Origin of the sequence: Methylobacterium sp. C1 (assembly GCF_001854385.1) — a bacterium.
Taxonomy (GTDB): domain Bacteria; phylum Pseudomonadota; class Alphaproteobacteria; order Rhizobiales; family Beijerinckiaceae; genus Methylobacterium; species Methylobacterium radiotolerans.
The window spans coordinates 3,404,883-3,422,105 of sequence record NZ_CP017640.1; the positions used below are offsets into that span (position 1 = coordinate 3,404,883).

At 70.4% G+C, this 17,223-nt stretch carries 19 protein-coding genes; 15 read left to right on the forward strand and 4 right to left on the reverse strand.

All coding sequences use genetic code 11. The features are described from left to right. Window positions 1-52 precede the first annotated feature (52 nt). Entirely contained in the window at window positions 53-2,212 is a 2,160-nt protein-coding gene (mdoH, locus tag BKE41_RS15875; protein WP_245295788.1) for a glucans biosynthesis glucosyltransferase MdoH, read from the forward strand. Between the two features lie 194 nt (window positions 2,213-2,406). Continuing rightward, window positions 2,407-2,574, forward strand: coding sequence for a hypothetical protein (locus tag BKE41_RS31670; protein ID WP_012319939.1), 168 nt, complete (start codon window positions 2,407-2,409; stop codon window positions 2,572-2,574). Window positions 2,575-2,594: 20 nt separating this feature from the next. Here BKE41_RS31670 and BKE41_RS15880 read toward each other — a convergent pair whose 3' ends face one another. Then, window positions 2,595-2,795 (reverse strand): hypothetical protein, encoded by a 201-nt coding sequence (locus BKE41_RS15880; protein ID WP_012319940.1) that lies wholly within the window; start codon window positions 2,793-2,795, stop codon window positions 2,595-2,597. A gap of 359 nt (window positions 2,796-3,154) precedes the next feature. Between BKE41_RS15880 and BKE41_RS15885 the strand changes: the two genes are divergently transcribed. The 3 genes from BKE41_RS15885 (at window position 3,155) to BKE41_RS15895 (ending at window position 7,220) form a co-directional block, all read left to right on the forward strand. Then, window positions 3,155-3,463, forward strand: a complete 309-nt coding sequence (locus tag BKE41_RS15885; protein WP_012319941.1) for a hypothetical protein — start codon at window positions 3,155-3,157, stop codon at window positions 3,461-3,463. Window positions 3,464-3,539: 76 nt separating this feature from the next. Continuing rightward, window positions 3,540-5,858: a Tex family protein gene (locus BKE41_RS15890; protein WP_024829600.1), complete on the forward strand. Its 2,319-nt coding sequence runs from the start codon at window positions 3,540-3,542 to the stop codon at window positions 5,856-5,858. A 150-nt stretch (window positions 5,859-6,008) separates the two neighbouring features. After that, window positions 6,009-7,220: a hypothetical protein gene (locus tag BKE41_RS15895; protein WP_059409773.1), complete on the forward strand. Its 1,212-nt coding sequence runs from the start codon at window positions 6,009-6,011 to the stop codon at window positions 7,218-7,220. A gap of 54 nt (window positions 7,221-7,274) precedes the next feature. Here the strand turns inward: BKE41_RS15895 and BKE41_RS15900 are convergent, their stop codons facing one another. Further along, entirely contained in the window at window positions 7,275-8,072 is a 798-nt protein-coding gene (locus tag BKE41_RS15900; protein WP_070999808.1) for a glycosyltransferase family 2 protein, read from the reverse strand. A gap of 49 nt (window positions 8,073-8,121) precedes the next feature. After that, a complete protein-coding gene (locus BKE41_RS15905) occupies window positions 8,122-8,853 on the reverse strand; it encodes a hypothetical protein (protein ID WP_245295789.1) in 732 nt (243 codons plus the stop codon). 199 nt (window positions 8,854-9,052) lie between these two features. Here BKE41_RS15905 and BKE41_RS15910 point away from each other — a divergent pair, with 199 nt between their 5' ends. The 3 genes from BKE41_RS15910 to BKE41_RS31675 all read left to right on the forward strand — a co-directional run bounded on the left by BKE41_RS15910 (window position 9,053) and on the right by BKE41_RS31675 (window position 10,916). Then, window positions 9,053-10,270, forward strand: coding sequence for a flagellin (locus BKE41_RS15910; RefSeq protein ID WP_012319946.1), 1,218 nt, complete (start codon window positions 9,053-9,055; stop codon window positions 10,268-10,270). Window positions 10,271-10,530: 260 nt separating this feature from the next. Further along, entirely contained in the window at window positions 10,531-10,776 is a 246-nt protein-coding gene (locus BKE41_RS15915; protein ID WP_012319947.1) for a hypothetical protein, read from the forward strand. Further along, the gene (locus BKE41_RS31675; protein WP_012319948.1) at window positions 10,776-10,916 is read left to right on the forward strand and encodes a hypothetical protein; all 141 of its coding nucleotides are present in this window, start codon (window positions 10,776-10,778) and stop codon (window positions 10,914-10,916) included. The genes BKE41_RS15915 and BKE41_RS31675 overlap by 1 nt, the downstream gene beginning before the upstream one ends. Window positions 10,917-10,977: 61 nt before the next feature. Here BKE41_RS31675 and BKE41_RS15920 read toward each other — a convergent pair whose 3' ends face one another. After that, entirely contained in the window at window positions 10,978-11,208 is a 231-nt protein-coding gene (locus BKE41_RS15920) for a hypothetical protein (RefSeq protein ID WP_012319949.1), read from the reverse strand. Between the two features lie 568 nt (window positions 11,209-11,776). Here BKE41_RS15920 and BKE41_RS15925 point away from each other — a divergent pair. The 7 genes from BKE41_RS15925 (at window position 11,777) to BKE41_RS15955 (ending at window position 17,043) form a co-directional block, all read left to right on the forward strand. Further along, a complete protein-coding gene (locus BKE41_RS15925) occupies window positions 11,777-12,064 on the forward strand; it encodes a hypothetical protein (RefSeq protein WP_012319950.1) in 288 nt (95 codons plus the stop codon). A gap of 82 nt (window positions 12,065-12,146) precedes the next feature. Continuing rightward, window positions 12,147-13,043 carry a LysR substrate-binding domain-containing protein gene (locus BKE41_RS15930; protein WP_012319951.1) on the forward strand — a complete coding sequence of 299 codons (897 nt, stop codon included), beginning with the start codon at window positions 12,147-12,149 and terminating at the stop codon, window positions 13,041-13,043. A gap of 226 nt (window positions 13,044-13,269) precedes the next feature. After that, on the forward strand, window positions 13,270-14,019 hold the full coding sequence (locus tag BKE41_RS15935) for an SDR family NAD(P)-dependent oxidoreductase (RefSeq protein WP_012319952.1): 750 nt from the start codon (window positions 13,270-13,272) through the stop codon (window positions 14,017-14,019). 10 nt (window positions 14,020-14,029) lie between these two features. Next, window positions 14,030-14,893 carry a transketolase gene (locus BKE41_RS15940; RefSeq protein WP_029360996.1) on the forward strand — a complete coding sequence of 288 codons (864 nt, stop codon included), beginning with the start codon at window positions 14,030-14,032 and terminating at the stop codon, window positions 14,891-14,893. Further along, window positions 14,890-15,912: a transketolase family protein gene (locus BKE41_RS15945; RefSeq protein WP_070999809.1), complete on the forward strand. Its 1,023-nt coding sequence runs from the start codon at window positions 14,890-14,892 to the stop codon at window positions 15,910-15,912. The genes BKE41_RS15940 and BKE41_RS15945 overlap by 4 nt, the downstream gene beginning before the upstream one ends. Next, a complete protein-coding gene (locus BKE41_RS15950) occupies window positions 15,903-16,790 on the forward strand; it encodes an NAD(P)-dependent oxidoreductase (protein WP_070999810.1) in 888 nt (295 codons plus the stop codon). The genes BKE41_RS15945 and BKE41_RS15950 overlap by 10 nt, the downstream gene beginning before the upstream one ends. 13 nt (window positions 16,791-16,803) lie before the next feature. Beyond that, window positions 16,804-17,043: a hypothetical protein gene (locus BKE41_RS15955; RefSeq protein WP_012319956.1), complete on the forward strand. Its 240-nt coding sequence runs from the start codon at window positions 16,804-16,806 to the stop codon at window positions 17,041-17,043. The last annotated feature ends 180 nt before the right edge of the window (window positions 17,044-17,223 follow it).

Below are 17,223 nucleotides of genomic sequence, written 5' to 3' on the forward strand. Positions count from 1 at the left end.
CCGTCATCACGACAGCTGAGGACCGGCCTACCCCGTGCGATTGGACGAGACGATGACCCTGCCGCCAGCGACGGACGCCGGGTCCGGGCGCGACACCGCGACCGACGGCGGCCGCCACCTGCCGCCCGAGGCGCCCCTGTCCATGCCGGTTCAGGACCTGGCGCGCTGGGATCCGGGGCTCGGGCACCGATGGGTGCGCCAGGCCCGGACGCCCTGGCCGGAGCGGCTCCTGGTGTTCGGTGGCGCCGTGGCCCTGACGGCCTACGGCGGCTGGCAGATGGTCGAGACCGTGTCGGTCTCCGGCAGCCCGACCGCGCTCCAGCTCGTCTTGGTCGTCCTGTTCTGCCTGACCTTCTCGTGGATCGCGCTCGCCTTCACCAGCGCGGTGCTGGGTTTCGGGACGCTCCTGCGCCGACCGCGGCCGACGCCGGACCCGACGGCGCTGCGCACGCGGACCGCGGTCCTGATGCCGGTCTACAACGAGGCCACGGCCCGCACCTTCGCGGGGATCGAGGCCATGCGCGAGGCGGTCGAGGCCACCGGGCTCGGAGACCATTTCGACTGGTTCGTGCTGTCGGATTCGACCCAGCCCGACGCCTGGATCGCCGAGGAGCGCGCCTATCTCGACCTGCGCGGCCGGCTCGGTCCCGAGGCCCGGCTCTACTACCGGCACCGGCCGAAGAATCATCACCGCAAAGCAGGCAACATCGGCGATTTCGTCACCCGCTGGGGCGGCCGCTACGACCACATGCTCGTCCTGGACGCCGACAGTCTGATGAGCGGATCGGCGGTCGTGGCGCTCGCCGCCGCCATGGAGGCGGACCCGGATGCCGGCATCATCCAGACGCTGCCGCTGATCATCAACCGCAACACCCTGTTCGCCCGCCTCCAGCAATTCGCCGCCCGGATCTACGGTCCGGTGATCGCGGCCGGCCTCGCCGCGTGGTCCGGTCGGGACGGCAACTACTGGGGGCACAACGCGATCATCCGGACCCGCGCCTTCGCGGATTCCTGCGGCCTGCCCGACCTGCCCGGGAAGCCGCCCTTCGGTGGACACATCCTGTCCCACGACTTCGTCGAGGCGGCCCTGATCCGTCGCGCCGGCTGGGCGGTGTACATGCTCCATCGCCTGCCGGGCTCGTACGAGGAGAGCCCGCCGTCGCTGATCGACGTGGCGGTGCGCGACCGGCGCTGGGCGCAGGGCAATCTCCAGCACGCGCGCGTCATCGGCGCCGCGGGGCTGCATCCGGCCACCCGGCAGCACTTCGCCACCGGCATCGCCGGCTACCTGGCCTCGCCGCTCTGGCTGCTGCAGCTGATGGTCGGTATCCTGCTGGTTCTGCAGACGGCCACGGAGCGGCCGGACTATTTCGGCGGCGCCGGCTTCTCGCCGGTCTTCCCGCGCTTCGATCCGGTCCGCGCGCTCCAGCTGTTCGGCCTCACCATGGCGGTCCTGCTGGCACCCAAGCTCCTCGGCCTGATCCTGGCCCTGCTGGACGGCCCGGTGCGGCGCGCCTGCGGGGGCGCCGGGCGGCTGGTCCTGTCCAGCCTCGTCGAGATCCTGCTGTCCGCCCTCGTGGCGCCGGTGGCGATGGTGATCCAGTCGGGCTCCGTGATGGGCATCCTGCTCGGACGGGACACGGGTTGGAATCCGCAGCGGCGGGACGACGGCTCGATACCGCTGCGCGACATCGTCGTCCGCCATCGGTGGCACACGCTGCTGGGGCTGGTGGCGGGCGTCGCCGCCTTCGCGATCGCCACCTCGCTGTTCCTCTGGATGAGCCCGACGATCTTGGCTCTGGTGCTCGCGATCCCGATCTCCTGGGCGAGCGGCCACCTCGGGCTCGGCCTGGCGCTCAAGCGCCGCCTGCTCCTCGCCACTCCCGAAGAGGCGGCGCCGCCTGAGATCGCCGTCCGCGCCGCCGCCCTCGCGGCGCGCAACGCGGAGCGCGGGTTCGACGATGCGGAAGCCCTCGCGGCCGTCCACGCCGACCCCGACCTCGCGCGCGCCCACGGCCAGATGCTCCCCCCGGGACATCGCCGCCCAAGGGGCGCGATCGACCCGGACCACACGCTGGCGACCGCCAAGATCTGCGAGGCCGAGACCGTCGCGGAGGCCCAGGCTTGGCTGTCGCCGAAGGAGCGCATGGCGCTCCTGCACGATCGCGCGCTCGTCGATCGCCTCGTCCGCCTCGACGCGAGCGGACGGTGATCGCGGTCCGGCAGCCTGCCGGGTGACGGCGCGCCCGCGCCGGGCGCCGAGCTCGGGATCGCTCCGAGCGGCTCACGGAGACGTGCCGTCCCGGTCCGACAGGAGGGCGCACCGAGGCCGCGGACAGGGTTGGATCGTGACAAGTGATTAACCATTCGGATCCTAGTCTCGATCATCGTCACTCGGATCCGGTCATGACCCTGCTGTTCGTGTTCCTGCTCCTGCCGCTCGCGGTCGCCATCGTGCTCGCCCGCGGCGAGCCGATCCGCACCATCAGCTGCCTCGGCGCGATGGGTGTGGGCTGCGTTATCGCCGCCACGAGCGTGGTCAGCCTCGTGCGCCACCGGATCCGGACGACCTGACGCCGGCGCGGCGAGCGGCGTCAGAGAAACCCGACCTGTCGCGGGCCGCCGCCGAGGCTTCGCCCGGCGCGGGCGACGAGCTGGGAGAAGGCCAGGGCCGCCGCCGTGGCCTGGGCGCGGGACGGGAAGCTGCGCCGCGACTCGACAACGGGCTCGTCAGTCTCGTTGACGAGGACCCAGGACCAGAGCGACCGGCTACGCTCTCGGATCTCGAATTGCACGAGCGCCTCCCTTTGCGGGACATGCGAAGCGGAAGTTTTGCATCGACGGGTGACATCCCGATGACGGTGCGTCTCGATCATCGAGACGTGCCGACCGTCCAGGAATCCGTGCGAAGACTTCTGTTTCCGTGAACGGATCGCCGGGACATCGATAGTTCGGCATCGCGCCAGCTATCCATCGTGATCTGATCGACCCAGGCATCTGCGAATCCCGTGCCAGGATAACCCAGCGGCCGGCCAGCTATCCCGAGAATCTGTGCTGGTCCCGCTGGGTCCGGCTCAGCTCCGCCGACCCCAAGCTGCATCGGGACTGCAACAGGATTGCGGCGCGCGGACTTGACTGGATTGTCTGGATCTCGATGCTCTGGCCCGTTGCGGGCGGGGTCGAGGGCATTCTGGCGCCAGCACCCGGTGGCGCTGCGACGCGGATCGACGTGATGACAGATCACAGCAGAGTCCCGAACGCGCGGTCGCGCCGCATCCTCGGCGATCTGGCCGAGACACTCGGATGTTCGGTCGACGTCTTCTTCGATCCGAGCCAGAACGACGACTTGTCGATGACCGAAGAGCTGCTGAACCTGTGGTTCTCCATCGAGGATCCAGCAGCCCGGCACCGCATCCTGGACTGTGCCCGGGCCCAGAAGGCGGAGGCTCAGCCGCACGCCTGACCGGTGCCTTGTTTCCGGCGGCTTGGCGCTCCACGCAGGCAGCCCGTCCGTCGCCGCGACCCCAGTCGGAGAAGCCATGAAAGCCGTGAACGCTCTGATCGCCGAGGAGCTCGGTGTCGGGGAGGCGCAGGTTGCCGCCACCGTCGCGCTCCTCGACGGCGGCTCGACCGTGCCGTTCATCGCGCGCTACCGGAAGGAGAATACTGGCGGCCTCGACGACACGCAGCTGCGCAGGCTGGAGGAGCGGCTGTCCTACCTGCGCGATCTCAACGAGCGGCGCGCCGCGATCGTCGCGAGCATCACGGCGCAGGGCAAGATGTCCCCATCCCTGGCGGCGGCCCTCGACGCCGCCGACACCAAGGCGCGGCTGGAAGACCTGTACCTGCCCTTCCGGCCCAAGCGGCGCTCGAAGGCGCAATCCGCCCGCGAAGCCGGCCTCGAACCGCTCGCCCAGACCCTGCTGAGCCGGCCCGACCGCGCGCCCGCGTCGGTCGCGGCCGATTACGTGTCGGACGCGCGCGGCGTGCCGGACGTCGAGGCCGCGCTCGACGGCGCCCGCGCCATCCTGATCGAACGCTTCGCTGAGGACGCCGACCTCGTGGGACGATTGCGGGCGGATTACTGGCGGTCCGGGCAGCTTGTCTCGCGGGTGCGCAAGGGCAAGGCGAGCGAGGGGGCGAAGTTCTCGGACTACTTCGACTGGAGCGAGCGGCTGGAGCGGATGCCCTCGCACCGGATCCTGGCAATCTTTCGCGGTGAGCGGGAAGAGGTGCTCGACGTCGGCTTCGACGCGGAGGGCGAGGATTCGCCGCCGGGTCTACCCGGGCCGTTCGAGACGGCGATCTGCCGCCGCTTCGAGATCGCGTCGCGGGGGCGCCCCGGCGATGCCTGGCTCCTCGACACGGTCCGCACGGCGTGGCGGATGAAGATCCGGACCGGAATCAAGCAGGACCTGCGCGGCCGTCTGTTCGAGCGGGCCGAGGACGAGGCCGTGACAGTCTTCGCCGGGAACCTGAAGGACCTGCTGCTCGCTGCCCCGGCGGGCGGGCGGGCGACGATGGGGCTCGATCCGGGCTACCGGAACGGCGTGAAGGTCGCCGTGGCGGATCGAACCGGGCGGGTCGTCGCGGTGGAGACGACCTACCCGCACGAGCCGCAACGGCGCTGGCGCGAGGCCGTCGCGACGCTCGGCCGGCTGTGCCGGCTGCACGGCGTGGAGCTTCTCGCCGTCGGCAACGGCACCGCTTCCCGCGAGACCGAGCGCCTCGCCGCGGAGATCATCGCGGCCAACCCGGACCTGCCGCTCGCGAAGGTGATGGTCTCCGAGGCCGGCGCCTCGGTCTACTCGGCCTCTGAGATCGCCGCCAAGGAATTGCCCGACCTCGACGTGTCCCATCGCGGCGCGGCGTCGATCGCCCGCCGTCTCCAGGATCCCCTGGCGGAACTGGTCAAGATCGACCCCAAGTCGATCGGCGTCGGGCAGTACCAGCACGACGTGAGCGAGGCGAAGCTGTCGCGGTCGCTCGCGGCGGTGGTGGAGGACGCGGTCAACGCCGTGGGGGTGGACGTCAACACGGCCTCCCCGGCCCTCCTCGCGCAGGTCTCGGGTCTCGGCGGCGCGATGGCGGCGCGGATCGTCGCCCATCGCGACGCCCAGGGCCCGTTCCGGACGCGCGCGGCGCTCAAGAAGGTCCCGGGGCTCGGCCCGAAGACTTTCGAGCTGGCCGCGGGCTTCCTCCGCATCCAGGGCGGCGACGACCCGCTCGACGGGTCGGGAGTCCACCCGGAAGCCTATCCGGTGGTCCGCCGCATCCTCCAGGCGTTGAAGAGCGACATCCACGTCCTGCTCGGCAACGCCGCCCTGCTCGGCCGCCTCGTGCCGGAGCCGTTCGTCGACGCGCGCTTCGGCCTGCCGACCGTGCGCGACATCATCGCCGAGCTCGAGAAGCCGGGGCGGGACCCGCGGCCGGAGTTCAAGACGGCGCGCTTCCAAGAAGGCGTCGAGACGATCGGCGACCTCAAGCCCGGCATGCAGCTGGAGGGTGTCGTCACCAACGTCGCCGCCTTCGGGGCTTTCGTGGATATCGGCGTCCATCAGGACGGCCTCGTCCACATCTCGGCGATGGCCCGGCGACGGATCGCCTCGCCCACCGAGGTGGTCCGGATCGGTGAGGTCGTCCGGGTGCTGGTCCTCAACGTCGACGTCCCGCGCAAGCGCATCGCGCTGTCGATGCGGCTCGACGATCCCGTCGAGCCGGGCCAGCCGGCGCGGCGGACGGGCGAGCCGAAGCAGGACGCGCCGCGGAGCCGACCGAGCCCGGTGCCGGATCCCGCTCCGGGCGGGGCGCTGGCCGAGGCGCTCCGGCGCGCGGGCGCGGCGCCGCGGCGCGACTGAGCGGCGACCGCCCCGCGGACCGGGAACATGGTTAGCGCTTCGTAAACCTCCGTGCCGTCAGAGTGTGGGCGTCGTGCCGCGGTGCGCGATTCCAAACACCTGATCGCGATTCCGGGATCGCCGCGGCGGCCCCACGGCTCGGAGGCTCTGATGCAAGCGCACGTTGCGGGGATCGACAACCCGAACCCGATGATCGGCCCGGCACGCCTCATCCGGGCCGCCTTCGAGGGGGCCGACATGGCCGCCCTGGCCGCCGAGATCCTCGCGGAAGGCGGCGACTCCGCTCTCGACGCGGGAACGGCGCTGGACATGGCGACGATCCTGCTGCTGAAGCACCGCTTCACGGAAGGCCTCGCGCTCCAGAACGAGGTCTTGGACGGGCAGCGGCTCTTCTCGCTGCGCTCGAACCCGGATCAGGCGCGGGTCCGCGTCCTCGTCCTGGTGACCGCCGGCGATCTGATGGCCAACACGCCGATCGACTTCCTGCTCAACGACGGCGATTTCGGCCTCACCTACCTCTATCTTCGGCCCGGTGAGCCGGTGCCGCGCGATCTGCCCGCGCACGACGTGATCGTCACCGGCATCGCCTACGCGCGGACCGCCGAGCCGCTGCTGGAAGCCCTCGCGGCGGCGGCCGACCACTGGACGCGGCCGATCGTCAATCACCCGCGCCACGTGCTCAAGACCTCTCGGCACGGCATCGCGGACGCGCTGCGCGGTGCGGAGGGGATCCTGGCACCCGACGTCGTCCGCGTGAGCCGGTCCGTTCTGAGCGCGGCCGCGTCCCGCCAGACGGAGGGCCCGACCTACCCGCTGCTGGTGCGCCCCCTCGACACGCATGCCGGCAACGAGCTCCAGAAGGTCGATCGGGCGGAGGACCTGCAACTCTACCTCGCGCACACGGCCGCCGAGGCGTTCTACGTCACGCAGTACTGCGACTATCGCGGTCCCGACGGCCTCTTCCGGAAGCTCCGCGTCGTCCTGATCGACGGTGTGCCTTACCTCTGCCACATGGCCATCCGCGATCACTGGATGATCCACTACCTCAACGCCGGCATGCTGGAGGATCCGGTGAAGCGGCAGGTCGAGGCCGCGGCCATGGCCGCGTTCGACACCGACTTCGCCGAGCGCCACCGCGCCGCGTTCGCCGAGATCCACCGCAGGATCGGTCTCGATTACCTGGTCATCGACTGCGCCGAGAGCGCGGACGGCCGGCTGCTGATCTTCGAGGCGGATACCGGAATGGTCGTCCACGACATGGATCCGGTGGACCTGTTTCCCTACAAGGCGCCGCAGATGCGCCGGGTCTTCGCGGCGTTCCAGGACGCCTTGCGCGGGCGCGCTCGCGGGCGGGCCGCCTAGGGCGCGCGCCTCCGGGGCATCAGGGTGCCGGCGCCAAGTGATCCGCCCGGCGCCTCACCAGGGGATGCGGCCGAAGCGGTCGACCAGCCGCTGGTACTCGGCGTTGCTCTCGGCCTTGGACGTGCCGCCCTGGCCGACATCCGAGGTCCCGGAGCCCGGATGCACGAGGCGGCACACCAGCGGCAGGACGAAGCTGTGGCGCACGAGCCGCACGTTGGGGCCGCCGTTGCGCAGGACGTTGGCGAGCCACGGACGGACTTGGATCGCGTCCTGCAGCGTGACCGGCGCCGTCGCCTCGACGAGGTGGGCGCGGCGCAGGCCGGTCTCGGCGAGGCGGCCGAGCCACTCGTTGTCGTAGTGCCACTTCGAGGCCGGGCTGATCGCGCCGACCTGCGCGAAGGTGGCCCGCCGCATCAGCCAGCCCGACGGCGTCGCGAAGTCGTTGATCCGGACCACCTCGCCGGCCTCGTCGGTCTCCAGTTGCGTGGAGGACACGAAATCGAAGCTCTCGAGAGCCCTCAACGCGAAGCCCAGATAGGGCGGCAGCCAGTGATCGTCGTCCTCGAGGAAGCCGACGAGGTCCCAGCTGTCGTCGACGGCGCCGATGGCCGCGTTCAGCGCGGGGATCTGCCCCTTGCGCGCGCCGCGCGCGAAGGTGACCTGCGGGTGCGCGGCGAGCCGCGCCGGGATCTCGGTCTCCGGATCGGTCCCGACGAAGAAGTGGATCGTCGCCGGCCGGTCGAGCTCCTGGGCGTTGGCGCTCTCGATCGCGTGTTCCAGGAAGTACTGACCGGCCTTTCCGGCCAGGGTCGAGGGCTTGAGCCTCGACGGCGTGATGATCGCGATCCTCATTCCCAGGCCTCACCGTGTCGGGCGACGCGCGCCTCGGCACGCGTCGCTGTCAGAGCTTGAAGGACTGCTCGCCGATGTGGCCGAGCTCCTTGCTGAGATACGGATCACACCAGATCCGGAAGCCGGCGGCGCGGACCCGATCGCTGAAGTCGAAGTCCTCGCCGATGTTCACGCCGGCTTCCTCGTCGACGCGGAAGCGGAAATAGGGCTTCCTCAGCTTGTCGAAGACCGTGGCCTTGATCAGCAGAAAGCCGGTCGGGATCCGGGACATCTCCAGCAGACCCTTCGGCGCGTCGGCCGGCTGCTCCGGCAGAATGTCGCCCAGGAAGTGGAACGGGGCGGTGCGGCGCGAATAGGTCGCGCCGATGATGTCGACTTGCCGCACGAGGAGCTTGAGTAGCGCGTCCTTCGGAAACGTCATGTCGCTGTCGATGAACAGGACGTACTCCGCCCCGTACTTCTGCGCGTATTCGAGGCCGAGGTTGCGGGCGTCGGCGACGATCGACGACTTCCCGACGACGATCGACATCGGCATCTCGCCGAGCGAGTGCATCATCGATCCGAGGCTCACGGCGAAGTCCGCGTGGACCATGGTCCCACAGGGGATCGCGATCGCCACATGGGGTAACTTCGGCGACGCGGAAGGGGTCGCGGCGCCAACATCACTGGACGCTTGAGCGATCACATCTGAGCTCCCTGCAAGGTTCGCCCCGTCCTCTCCGCGCCGGCCGAACCGGATCGGCCCCGGTCGGGCAGGCGCGACAGAATTGGTCTGCGTCACAGCTTATGGCTGCGGATGGTTAATGGATCTTGAAGACGGCCCGAGATGCATAAATACTGAGCCTCTCAAGGATCGATTCATTAACGATCACTTCGGACGCACCTGGAGTCGGCAATTGATTTAACCCCTGCGAAACGTTTGGCGGACGATTACTGCCGTACCCGAGAAACGGGTGCATCAAATCAGAAAGATAAGACCCATGTCCTCGATCACCCTGTCGGCCGCCACGCGTCAGAACCTGCTCTCGCTGCAGGACACCGCCCAGCTGATGGCGACCACGCAGAACCGCCTCGCCACCGGCAAGACGGTCAACTCCGCCCTCGACAACCCGACCAACTTCTTCACCTCTCAGGCCCTCGACGGCCGCTCCTCGAGCCTGAACTCGCTCCTCGACGGCGTCTCCAACGGCATCCAGTCGATCCAGGCCGCCAACCAGGGCATCACCTCGATCCAGAAGCTCGTGGACCAGGCCAAGTCGATCGCCAACCAGGCGCTCTCGACCCAGCTCTCCACCACCGGCACCGCCGCCAACGCCTACAGCGCCAGCACCGCCTCCCAGACGGTCCTGCTGACGATCAACGGCACCTCGGTCTCCGCAACGGTCGCCGCCTCCTCGAGCATCAGCGCCACCGTTGCGGCCCTGAACTCTGCGGTCAGCTCGGCCTCGACCGCGTCGAGCGGCTCGTTCGGCGCCGGCGCGATCTTCTCGGTCGACAGCACCGGCACCAAGATCGTCCTGAACGCCCAGGCGGACGTCGAATTCCAGAACTCCGGCAGCCAGACGGCGCTCGGCTTCACCGCCTCGGCGACCACCGCCTCGACCTACGGCACCGCCGCCAGCACCGTCGTCTCCAGCGACCTGTCGATCTCGGGCGTGACGCAGCGCGCCTCGCTGGCGAACCAGTACAACAACCTGCTCAACCAGATCACGCAGCTCGCCGGCGACGCCAGCTACAACGGCGTCAACCTCATTGCCGGCAAGGGCAATGACTTGAACATCAAGTTCAACGATACCGGCAGCTCGACCCTCAACGTCGCCTCGGTCGACGCCACGGCGAGCGGTCTCGGTCTGTCGTCGATCACCAGCTCGAACAACTCGTCGAGCCAGAACGGTCTCGGCAACTTCCTGCTGAACTCGGACGTCAACAAGACCCTGGCGACCCTGACCAGCGCCGGCAACACGCTGACCTCCGCGGCGAGCTCCCTGGGCTCGAACCTGTCGGTCGTTCAGAACCGCCAGGACTTCTCCAAGCAGCTGATCAACGTGCTGCAGACGGGTTCGGCCAACCTGACGAACGCCGACCTGAACCAGGAGGCGGCGAACTCGCAGGCGCTGTCGACCCGTCAGTCGATGGGCATCTCGGCCCTGTCGCTGGCCAACTCCGCCCAGCAGGGCGTCCTCCAGCTCCTGCGGTAAGCGCCACGCACGTCGAAGAGACGGGCCGGCCGGGTCTCCCCGGTCGGCCCTTCTCTTTGGTCGCGCTCGCACGAACGCGAGGAGCACGGCGCAGGGCCGACCCGGCAAGGCGTCTTGGCGCGAGCTCCCATCCGCTCATGGCGGCGTGCGCGGCCGGGACGATCCAAAGGCCGTTCCGGCCCCGGGGTTGCAAAGCTTAACCGTATCGGCCAGCCTGTCCGTAGTTACTGCGTACCGATCCGAGCTGAGCCGGAGTGCCGATGCGAGTGAATCACGAGCGCCGCCTTCTCAACAAGGCTGCAGAGGCACGGGATTACCAGATCTCGATCCGCCAGAAAGCCGACGCCTCCTGGCCCAGCGATCACAGCCGGCTGACGGCGCTCGAGAGCACGGGGCATCTCCAGCGGATCGACCTGCACGATGGCCCGGATGGATCCGTGGCAGTCTGGCAGATCACCGCGGCCGGCCTCTCGCAGCTTCAGGCTCTGACGTCGGGAGCCGAATGATGGCGTCCGTGAAGATCCGCGCGACCGACGACGGGACCTTCGTGGTCTACCGCAACGGCGCGGCCGTCGCGTCGGGATTGACCCGCGAGCAGGCTGAGCGCTGCGCGACGGTTCTGGGCTGGATCGCGCAGGGGCGCTGACGGCACAGGGAGCCGTTTCCCGCCCCTCGGCGCGGCCGAGCGAGCGGCGACGGCAAGACCTCTATTCCGCGGCCTCCGCGTGGATGGCCTCACCGAGAGCCTCGCGCCGCGCGCTGTTCAGAATGCGCTGCCGGGCTTGGGGCTCCTGTATCGCCTGCCAGAGGCGGAACAGCTCGGAGGTCATGCACAGCTCGCAGGCGTCGCCGTCCGGTGCGTAGAAGGCCTCGACCGGACAGCCAACGACGGCTGCGATCTCGCGCAGGCGCGCGACTGCTCGAACATCGATGGCCATCGGAGACGGAATTCCCACACGACACTCGCGCTCGGGCTACCATCGCCGAACCCGGGGCATCAAGGGATCGGTCTGTACCAGACCTGATCCGAACGTATCAGTTCGAACAGATCGGGGTATGTGGTCTCCACGTCGACCGCGACGGGTGCGCCTCTGCAAAAGCCGAAGACGTGATCAGGGGCGGTAAGGTCCCGTCACGACCGGCGTAGTCGCGGCCCGCGACCGCCCGGGTCTGGCAGTGAGCCGCGTCGGATCAGTCACCGCGATCGACCGGACCTGCTGGATCACCATCGCCTGTCGATCCGGATGCCGCCCGCGGCGTCGATCAGGATGTCAACGCCTGGCCGGTACGCGCCGCACGACCCGAAAGACCGACGGCGGCGGGACAAACCTGGCCGCCGAGCTGTTCACGCGGCCTCGGAATCGCTGATTGTGCAGCAATCGGGGGGGCGTTCGACGAAAGATTATCGACCGGAAGCTTCCCGTTAACGAAGCGTAAACTTTTGTGACGTGATCCTGGGACAGTGATCGGGCGCAGGACCCGGCACGCAGATCGGGCGAGGTTCCGATGATCGTCTTGATTGCCGCAGCCATCGTCAGCGGCCTCGCGACAGCCGCGATCCTGGCGCCGGTGAGCGCCCTGGCGGCAATGATCATCGCGCCCCTCGCGGCTAGCGCGTCCGCCATCCTCGCCTGCATCTTCATCGCGTGGCGCAACACCCGCGACGATGTCGGGCCGCCCGATCTCGAGGCGCAGGCCGACGCGATGGTGGCCGTCCTCTGCGAAGTCGCGCAACAGGGCAAGATCGTCCCGGTCGCCGCACCGGTCCGGGTCCGCGGTCCCCGGTCGGCCTGATCCCGCCGCACGCCGGCCGCAATACCGGTGTTGCGGCCGGCCCCGTTGCCAGCAGCGCCGGTCGCGGCCCATTCTACCCGCGATGAGGCCGCCCGTACCCCTCTCCGCCGTCCGGATCTTCGAGGCTGCCGCGCGGCGGCGGTCGTTCAAGGCCGCGGCCGGTGAACTCAACCTGTCCCCGAGCGCGGTCAGCCATGCCCTGCGCAAGATGGAAGAGACCCTGGGCGTCGCGCTGTTCGAGCGGGTGGGCCAGGGCATCGCGCCGACACCGGCCGGGGAGGCGCTCCGCGACCATGTCGGCCGCGCCTTCGCGGAACTGGACCGCGGCTTCGATCTCGTGGCCAATCGCGGGCCGCAATTGCTCAGGCTGCACTGCGCGCCGAGCTTCGCCGCGCAGTGGCTGGCGCCGCGGCTGGCCCGGTTCCTGAGCGCCCATCCGGGCGTCGAAGTGCGGCTCGCCGCGGGCATGGACTACGCCCGGTTCATCACCGACGAGTTCGATGCCGACATCGTGTACGGACCGCCCCGCGGCGAAGGTCTGGTGCGGCTGCCGCTGGGCCCGGAGACCGTCACGCCGCTCTGCGACCCGGCGCGGGCGGCCCGGATCCGCGAGCCGTCCGATCTGCTGGCGCAGACCCTGATCCAGAGCGACAACAAGCAGGTGCGCTGGACACACTGGTTCGAGCGGAACCGACTCGCGACGCAGCCGAGCGCGGGCATCCGCTTCGACCGGAGCTTCCTGGCCCTGGCGGCCGCCGCGGACGGCCTCGGCGTCGCCCTGGAATCCACCCGCCTCGCCGAGCGGGAACTGGCGACCGGGCGCCTCGTCGCCCCGTTGTCCGGGCGCTCGCAGGACCTCAGCTACGTCGGCCACCACTTCGTCTGTCCGGCCGACGCGCGCCGGCGGGCGCCGCTCCGGGTCTTCGCGCGATGGCTGACCGAGGAGCTCGGGGTACCGCTGGGTCCCGACCTCGCCTGAACGCGGACAAAGATGACCGGGATTCACCTGCGGGTGCAAATTCCGCGTTTGTCGCGGGCGCGCCGCGCCGACACTCTCCTCCCGACAAGACAGGCGCGAGAAGACGACGCCGCAGAGTGCTCGATCCGCGGCCTCAGGACTCGACGCGCGGCTGACGGCCCGGTGTCTCCCGTCGCGACGACAGGTTCGATCCCGCGCAGTCGCGGATCGGCGGGAGGACTCTTCCATGCTGTTGAACGACCGGGTGTGCGTGATCACCGGCGCAGCCTCCGCCCGCGGCATCGGCAAGGCCACCGCGCGGCTCTTCGCGCGCCACGGCGCCCGCGTCGCCGTCCTCGATCTCGACGTCGGCCAGGCCGAGGCCGCCGCCCGCGACATCGGGCCGGGCCATGTCGGCTTGGCCTGCGACGTCACCGACCGGGCGGCCTGCTCTGCGGCGGCGGATGAGATCGTCGGCCGCCTCGGGCGCATCGACGTGCTCGTCAACAACGCCGGCATCACCCAGCCTCTCAGGATCATGGAGATCGAGCCGGAGGACTACGACGCGGTCACCGACGTGAATCTGCGCGGCACGCTCTACATGAGCCAGGCGGTGATCCCGACGATGCGCGGCCGGGGCTCAGGCGCGATCGTGTGCATGTCGTCGGTCTCGGCCCAGCGGGGCGGCGGCATCTTCGGCGGGCCCCATTACAGCGCCGCCAAAGGTGGCGTCCTCGGCTTGGCGAAAGCGATGGCCCGGGAGTTGGGGCCCGACGGGGTGCGGGTGAATTCCGTGACCCCTGGCCTGATCCAGACCGACATCACGGGCGGCAAGCTCACGCCCGAGCTGACAGCCGAGATCGCCAGCGGCATCCCGCTCGGGCGCCTCGGTGTGGCGGACGACGTCGCCAACGCCTGCCTGTTCCTCGCCTCCGACCTGTCCACGTACATCACCGGCGCGGTGATCGACGTGAACGGCGGCATGCTGATCCACTGAGGAGGCCGACGTGGCGATCGACGTCCCGACCGAGCGGCCGCGCGCCGGCTCCAACGTGCCGCTCGCCGAGCGCGCCTATCGCATCCGCCGCCACGCCCTGCGCATGGGCGAGGTTCAGGGCCAGGGCTATATCGCCCAGGCGCTCGGCATCGCCGACGTGCTGGCGGTGAGCTACTTCCACGCCCTCACCTACCGGCCCGCGGATCCCGAATGGGAGGGTCGCGACCGCTTCCTGCTGTCGATCGGCCACTACGCCATCGCCCTCTACGCGGCCCTGATCGAGGCCGAGATCCTCCCCGAGGACGAGCTGGCGAGCTACGGCGGCGACGACAGCCGCCTGCCGATGTCCGGCATGGCCGCCTACACGCCCGGCATGGAGATCACCGGCGGCTCGCTGGGCCACGGGCTCGGCATCGCGGTCGGCATGGCGCTCGGGCTGAAGCGGAAGCGCTCCCGGAGCTTCGTCTACAACCTGTTCTCCGACGGCGAGCTGAACGAGGGCTCGACCTGGGAGGCCGCGATGTCGGCCGGCTCGTTCAGGCTCGACAACCTGATCGGCCTCGTCGACGTGAACGGCATGCAGGCGGACGGCGCCTCGACCGGGGTGCTCGACTTCGAGCCGCTCGCACCGAAATTCGAGGCCTTTAACTGGTTCGTGCAGCGGGTCGACGGCAACGACATCGACGCGCTGGTCCGGGCCTTCGACGCCGCCCGCGACCACCCCGGCCCGCGGCCCCGGATCATCATCTGCGACACCCGCATGGCGAAGGGCGTGCCGTTCCTGGAGACGCGCGAGCGCAACCACTTCCTGCGGGTCGAGCCGGACGAGTGGCAGCGGGCCCTGGCGATCCTGGACGAGGGGAGAGCGCGGTGAGACGCTCCAAGTACGAGAGGCCCTCCCTCCGCGCGGCCGGCGGCGCCACGACCTCGGCGATGATCGCCTCACTCGCTGCGCCCGGGCAGCGCACGAAGGCCGCGCCCTTCGGCCACGCCCTGGTCGCACTCGCCGAGACGCGCCCCGACATCGTCGGCCTCTCGGCCGACCTGTCGAAATACACGGACCTGCACATCTTCGCGCAGGCCCATCCCGAGCGCTTCTACCAGATGGGGATGGCCGAGCAGCTGCTGATGAGCGCGGCCGCGGGCCTCGCCCGGGAGGGATTCACGCCCTTCGCCACCACCTACGCGGTGTTCGCGGCGCGGCGCGCCTACGACTTCATCTGCCTCGCGATCGCGGAGGAGAATCTCGACGTCAAGATCGCCTGCGCCCTGCCCGGCCTGACCACGGGCTACGGCCCGAGCCACCAGGCGACGGAGGATCTCGCGATCTTCCGCGGGATGCCGAACCTCACGATCATCGACCCCTGCGACGCCCACGAGATCGAGCAGGTCGTCCCCGCCATGGCGGCCCACAGGGGGCCGGTCTACCTGCGGCTCCTGCGCGGCAACGTCCCCCTCGTGCTCGACGCGTACGGCTACCGGTTCGAGCTCGGCAAGGCCAAGACGATCCGCGACGGCCGCGACGTCCTCGTGATCTCTTCGGGCCTCATGACCATGCGCGCCCTGGAGGTCGCCGAGGCCCTGCGCGACGACCGGGTCGACGTGGCGGTGCTGCACGTGCCGACGATCAAGCCCCTCGACGCGGCGACGATCCTCCACGAGGCCGGGCGCGGCGGCCGGCTCGTGGTGGTCGCCGAGAATCACAGCGTGATCGGCGGGCTCGGCGAGGCGGTGGCCGGTCTCCTCATGCGCGCGGGCGTCGGACCGGGCCGCGGCTTCCGCCAGATCGGGCTGCCGGACGAGTTCCTCGACGCCGGCGCCCTGCCGACGCTCCACGACCGCTACGGTATCTCGGCCACCGCGATGGCACGGAGCATCCGCGCATGGCTCTGAGCCAGATCGCCCTCGTCGGCCTCGGCGCCATGGGCCTGCCGATGGCGACCAACCTGGTCGCGGCGGGATTCGCCGTCCGCGGCTACGACCTGCGGCCCGAGAGCCGGGGCGCCTTCGCGGCGGCCGGCGGGGCCGCGGCCGACACGCCGGCCGCAGCCGCCGCGGGCGCCGACGCGCTCCTCCTCATGGTGGTGAACGCCGCGCAGGCCGAGGACGTGCTGTTCGCGCAGGGCGCCCTCGAAGCCCTCGCGCCGGACGGCATCGCGGTCCTGATGGCGACCTGCCCGCCGCGATCGGTGGAGCACCTCGCCGAGCGCGTCGCGGCGTCCGGCCGCCGCTTCGTCGACGCGCCGGTCTCGGGCGGGGTCGTCGGCGCGCAGGCCGGCACCCTCACCGTCATGGCGGCGGCGCCCGCGGGGACCCTCGCCGCGCTGAGGCCGGTTCTCGACGCCTTGGGCGACCGGATCTTCCACGTCGGCGAGCGACCCGGACAGGGCGCCACCGTGAAGGCCGTCAACCAGCTCCTGTGCGGCGTGCACATCGCCGCGGCCGCCGAGGCGCTGGCGCTCGCCGGGCAGGTCGGCGTCGACCTCGGCGTGTGTCTGGAGATCCTCTCGGGTTCCTCGGCCGCCAGCTGGATGCTGCGTGACCGCGGTCCCCGGATGCTGGAGGACGCGCCCCGGGTCACGAGCGCGGTCGACATCTTCGTCAAGGACCTCGGCATCGTGCTCGAAGCCGGCCGCGGCGTCGGGGCGGCGCTGCCGCTCGCGGCGCTCGCCCACCAGCTCTTCGTCTCGAGCGCGGGGCGCGGCGACGGCGCCGCCGACGACAGCCAGGTGATCCGCGCCTACCGCCTGCTCAACGGCGCGGGGGCCTGACGCGGCACGGGCCATGCGACGACGGGCCCGGATCCGCCGGAAGTCGACGGCGGAACTCGCGCGGACCGAAGCCCTGACGCGCCGTCCGACGCCCGAGACGCGCCTCGGCCTCCAGCGTCTGCTACCGCCGGCGCTCGCCCTGTCGGCCTGCGCATCTTCGCCCGGCGCCGCACCGGACCCGACCTTACGGTCGCTCGCGGCGCTCGACACGTTTCGCGAGGAGACCGACGGCTTCCGGGAGACGGAGCCGTGACCCGCCCATGGGCAGGGCTCGGACACCGAACCGCTGGCGCGATCCCGAGCGGCGCCGGGGCGGCCACACGTAGGGACTGGAGAAGGAAGTACGGCGGCGCGGCACGCCCGCATCCTGAGGACGGATCGCGCGGACCGACCGGAAGTGTTTGCCGGCGGACCGGATAACGGTATCGGAGAG

What these genes read in the sequence shown, in the direction of transcription:
- mdoH (WP_245295788.1), top strand. Translation starts at nt 53, where the DNA reads ATGACCCTGCCGCCAGCGACGGACGCCGGGTCCGGGCGCGACACCGCG.
- BKE41_RS31670 (WP_012319939.1), top strand. Translation starts at nt 2,407, where the DNA reads ATGACCCTGCTGTTCGTGTTCCTGCTCCTGCCGCTCGCGGTCGCCATC.
- BKE41_RS15885 (WP_012319941.1), top strand. Translation starts at nt 3,155, where the DNA reads ATGCTCTGGCCCGTTGCGGGCGGGGTCGAGGGCATTCTGGCGCCAGCA.
- BKE41_RS15890 (WP_024829600.1), top strand. Translation starts at nt 3,540, where the DNA reads ATGAAAGCCGTGAACGCTCTGATCGCCGAGGAGCTCGGTGTCGGGGAG.
- BKE41_RS15895 (WP_059409773.1), top strand. Translation starts at nt 6,009, where the DNA reads ATGCAAGCGCACGTTGCGGGGATCGACAACCCGAACCCGATGATCGGC.
- BKE41_RS15900 (WP_070999808.1), bottom strand. Translation starts at nt 8,072, where the DNA reads ATGAGGATCGCGATCATCACGCCGTCGAGGCTCAAGCCCTCGACCCTG.
- BKE41_RS15910 (WP_012319946.1), top strand. Translation starts at nt 9,053, where the DNA reads ATGTCCTCGATCACCCTGTCGGCCGCCACGCGTCAGAACCTGCTCTCG.
- BKE41_RS15915 (WP_012319947.1), top strand. Translation starts at nt 10,531, where the DNA reads ATGCGAGTGAATCACGAGCGCCGCCTTCTCAACAAGGCTGCAGAGGCA.
- BKE41_RS31675 (WP_012319948.1), top strand. Translation starts at nt 10,776, where the DNA reads ATGGCGTCCGTGAAGATCCGCGCGACCGACGACGGGACCTTCGTGGTC.
- BKE41_RS15920 (WP_012319949.1), bottom strand. Translation starts at nt 11,208, where the DNA reads ATGGCCATCGATGTTCGAGCAGTCGCGCGCCTGCGCGAGATCGCAGCC.
- BKE41_RS15925 (WP_012319950.1), top strand. Translation starts at nt 11,777, where the DNA reads ATGATCGTCTTGATTGCCGCAGCCATCGTCAGCGGCCTCGCGACAGCC.
- BKE41_RS15930 (WP_012319951.1), top strand. Translation starts at nt 12,147, where the DNA reads ATGAGGCCGCCCGTACCCCTCTCCGCCGTCCGGATCTTCGAGGCTGCC.
- BKE41_RS15935 (WP_012319952.1), top strand. Translation starts at nt 13,270, where the DNA reads ATGCTGTTGAACGACCGGGTGTGCGTGATCACCGGCGCAGCCTCCGCC.
- BKE41_RS15950 (WP_070999810.1), top strand. Translation starts at nt 15,903, where the DNA reads ATGGCTCTGAGCCAGATCGCCCTCGTCGGCCTCGGCGCCATGGGCCTG.
- BKE41_RS15955 (WP_012319956.1), top strand. Translation starts at nt 16,804, where the DNA reads ATGCGACGACGGGCCCGGATCCGCCGGAAGTCGACGGCGGAACTCGCG.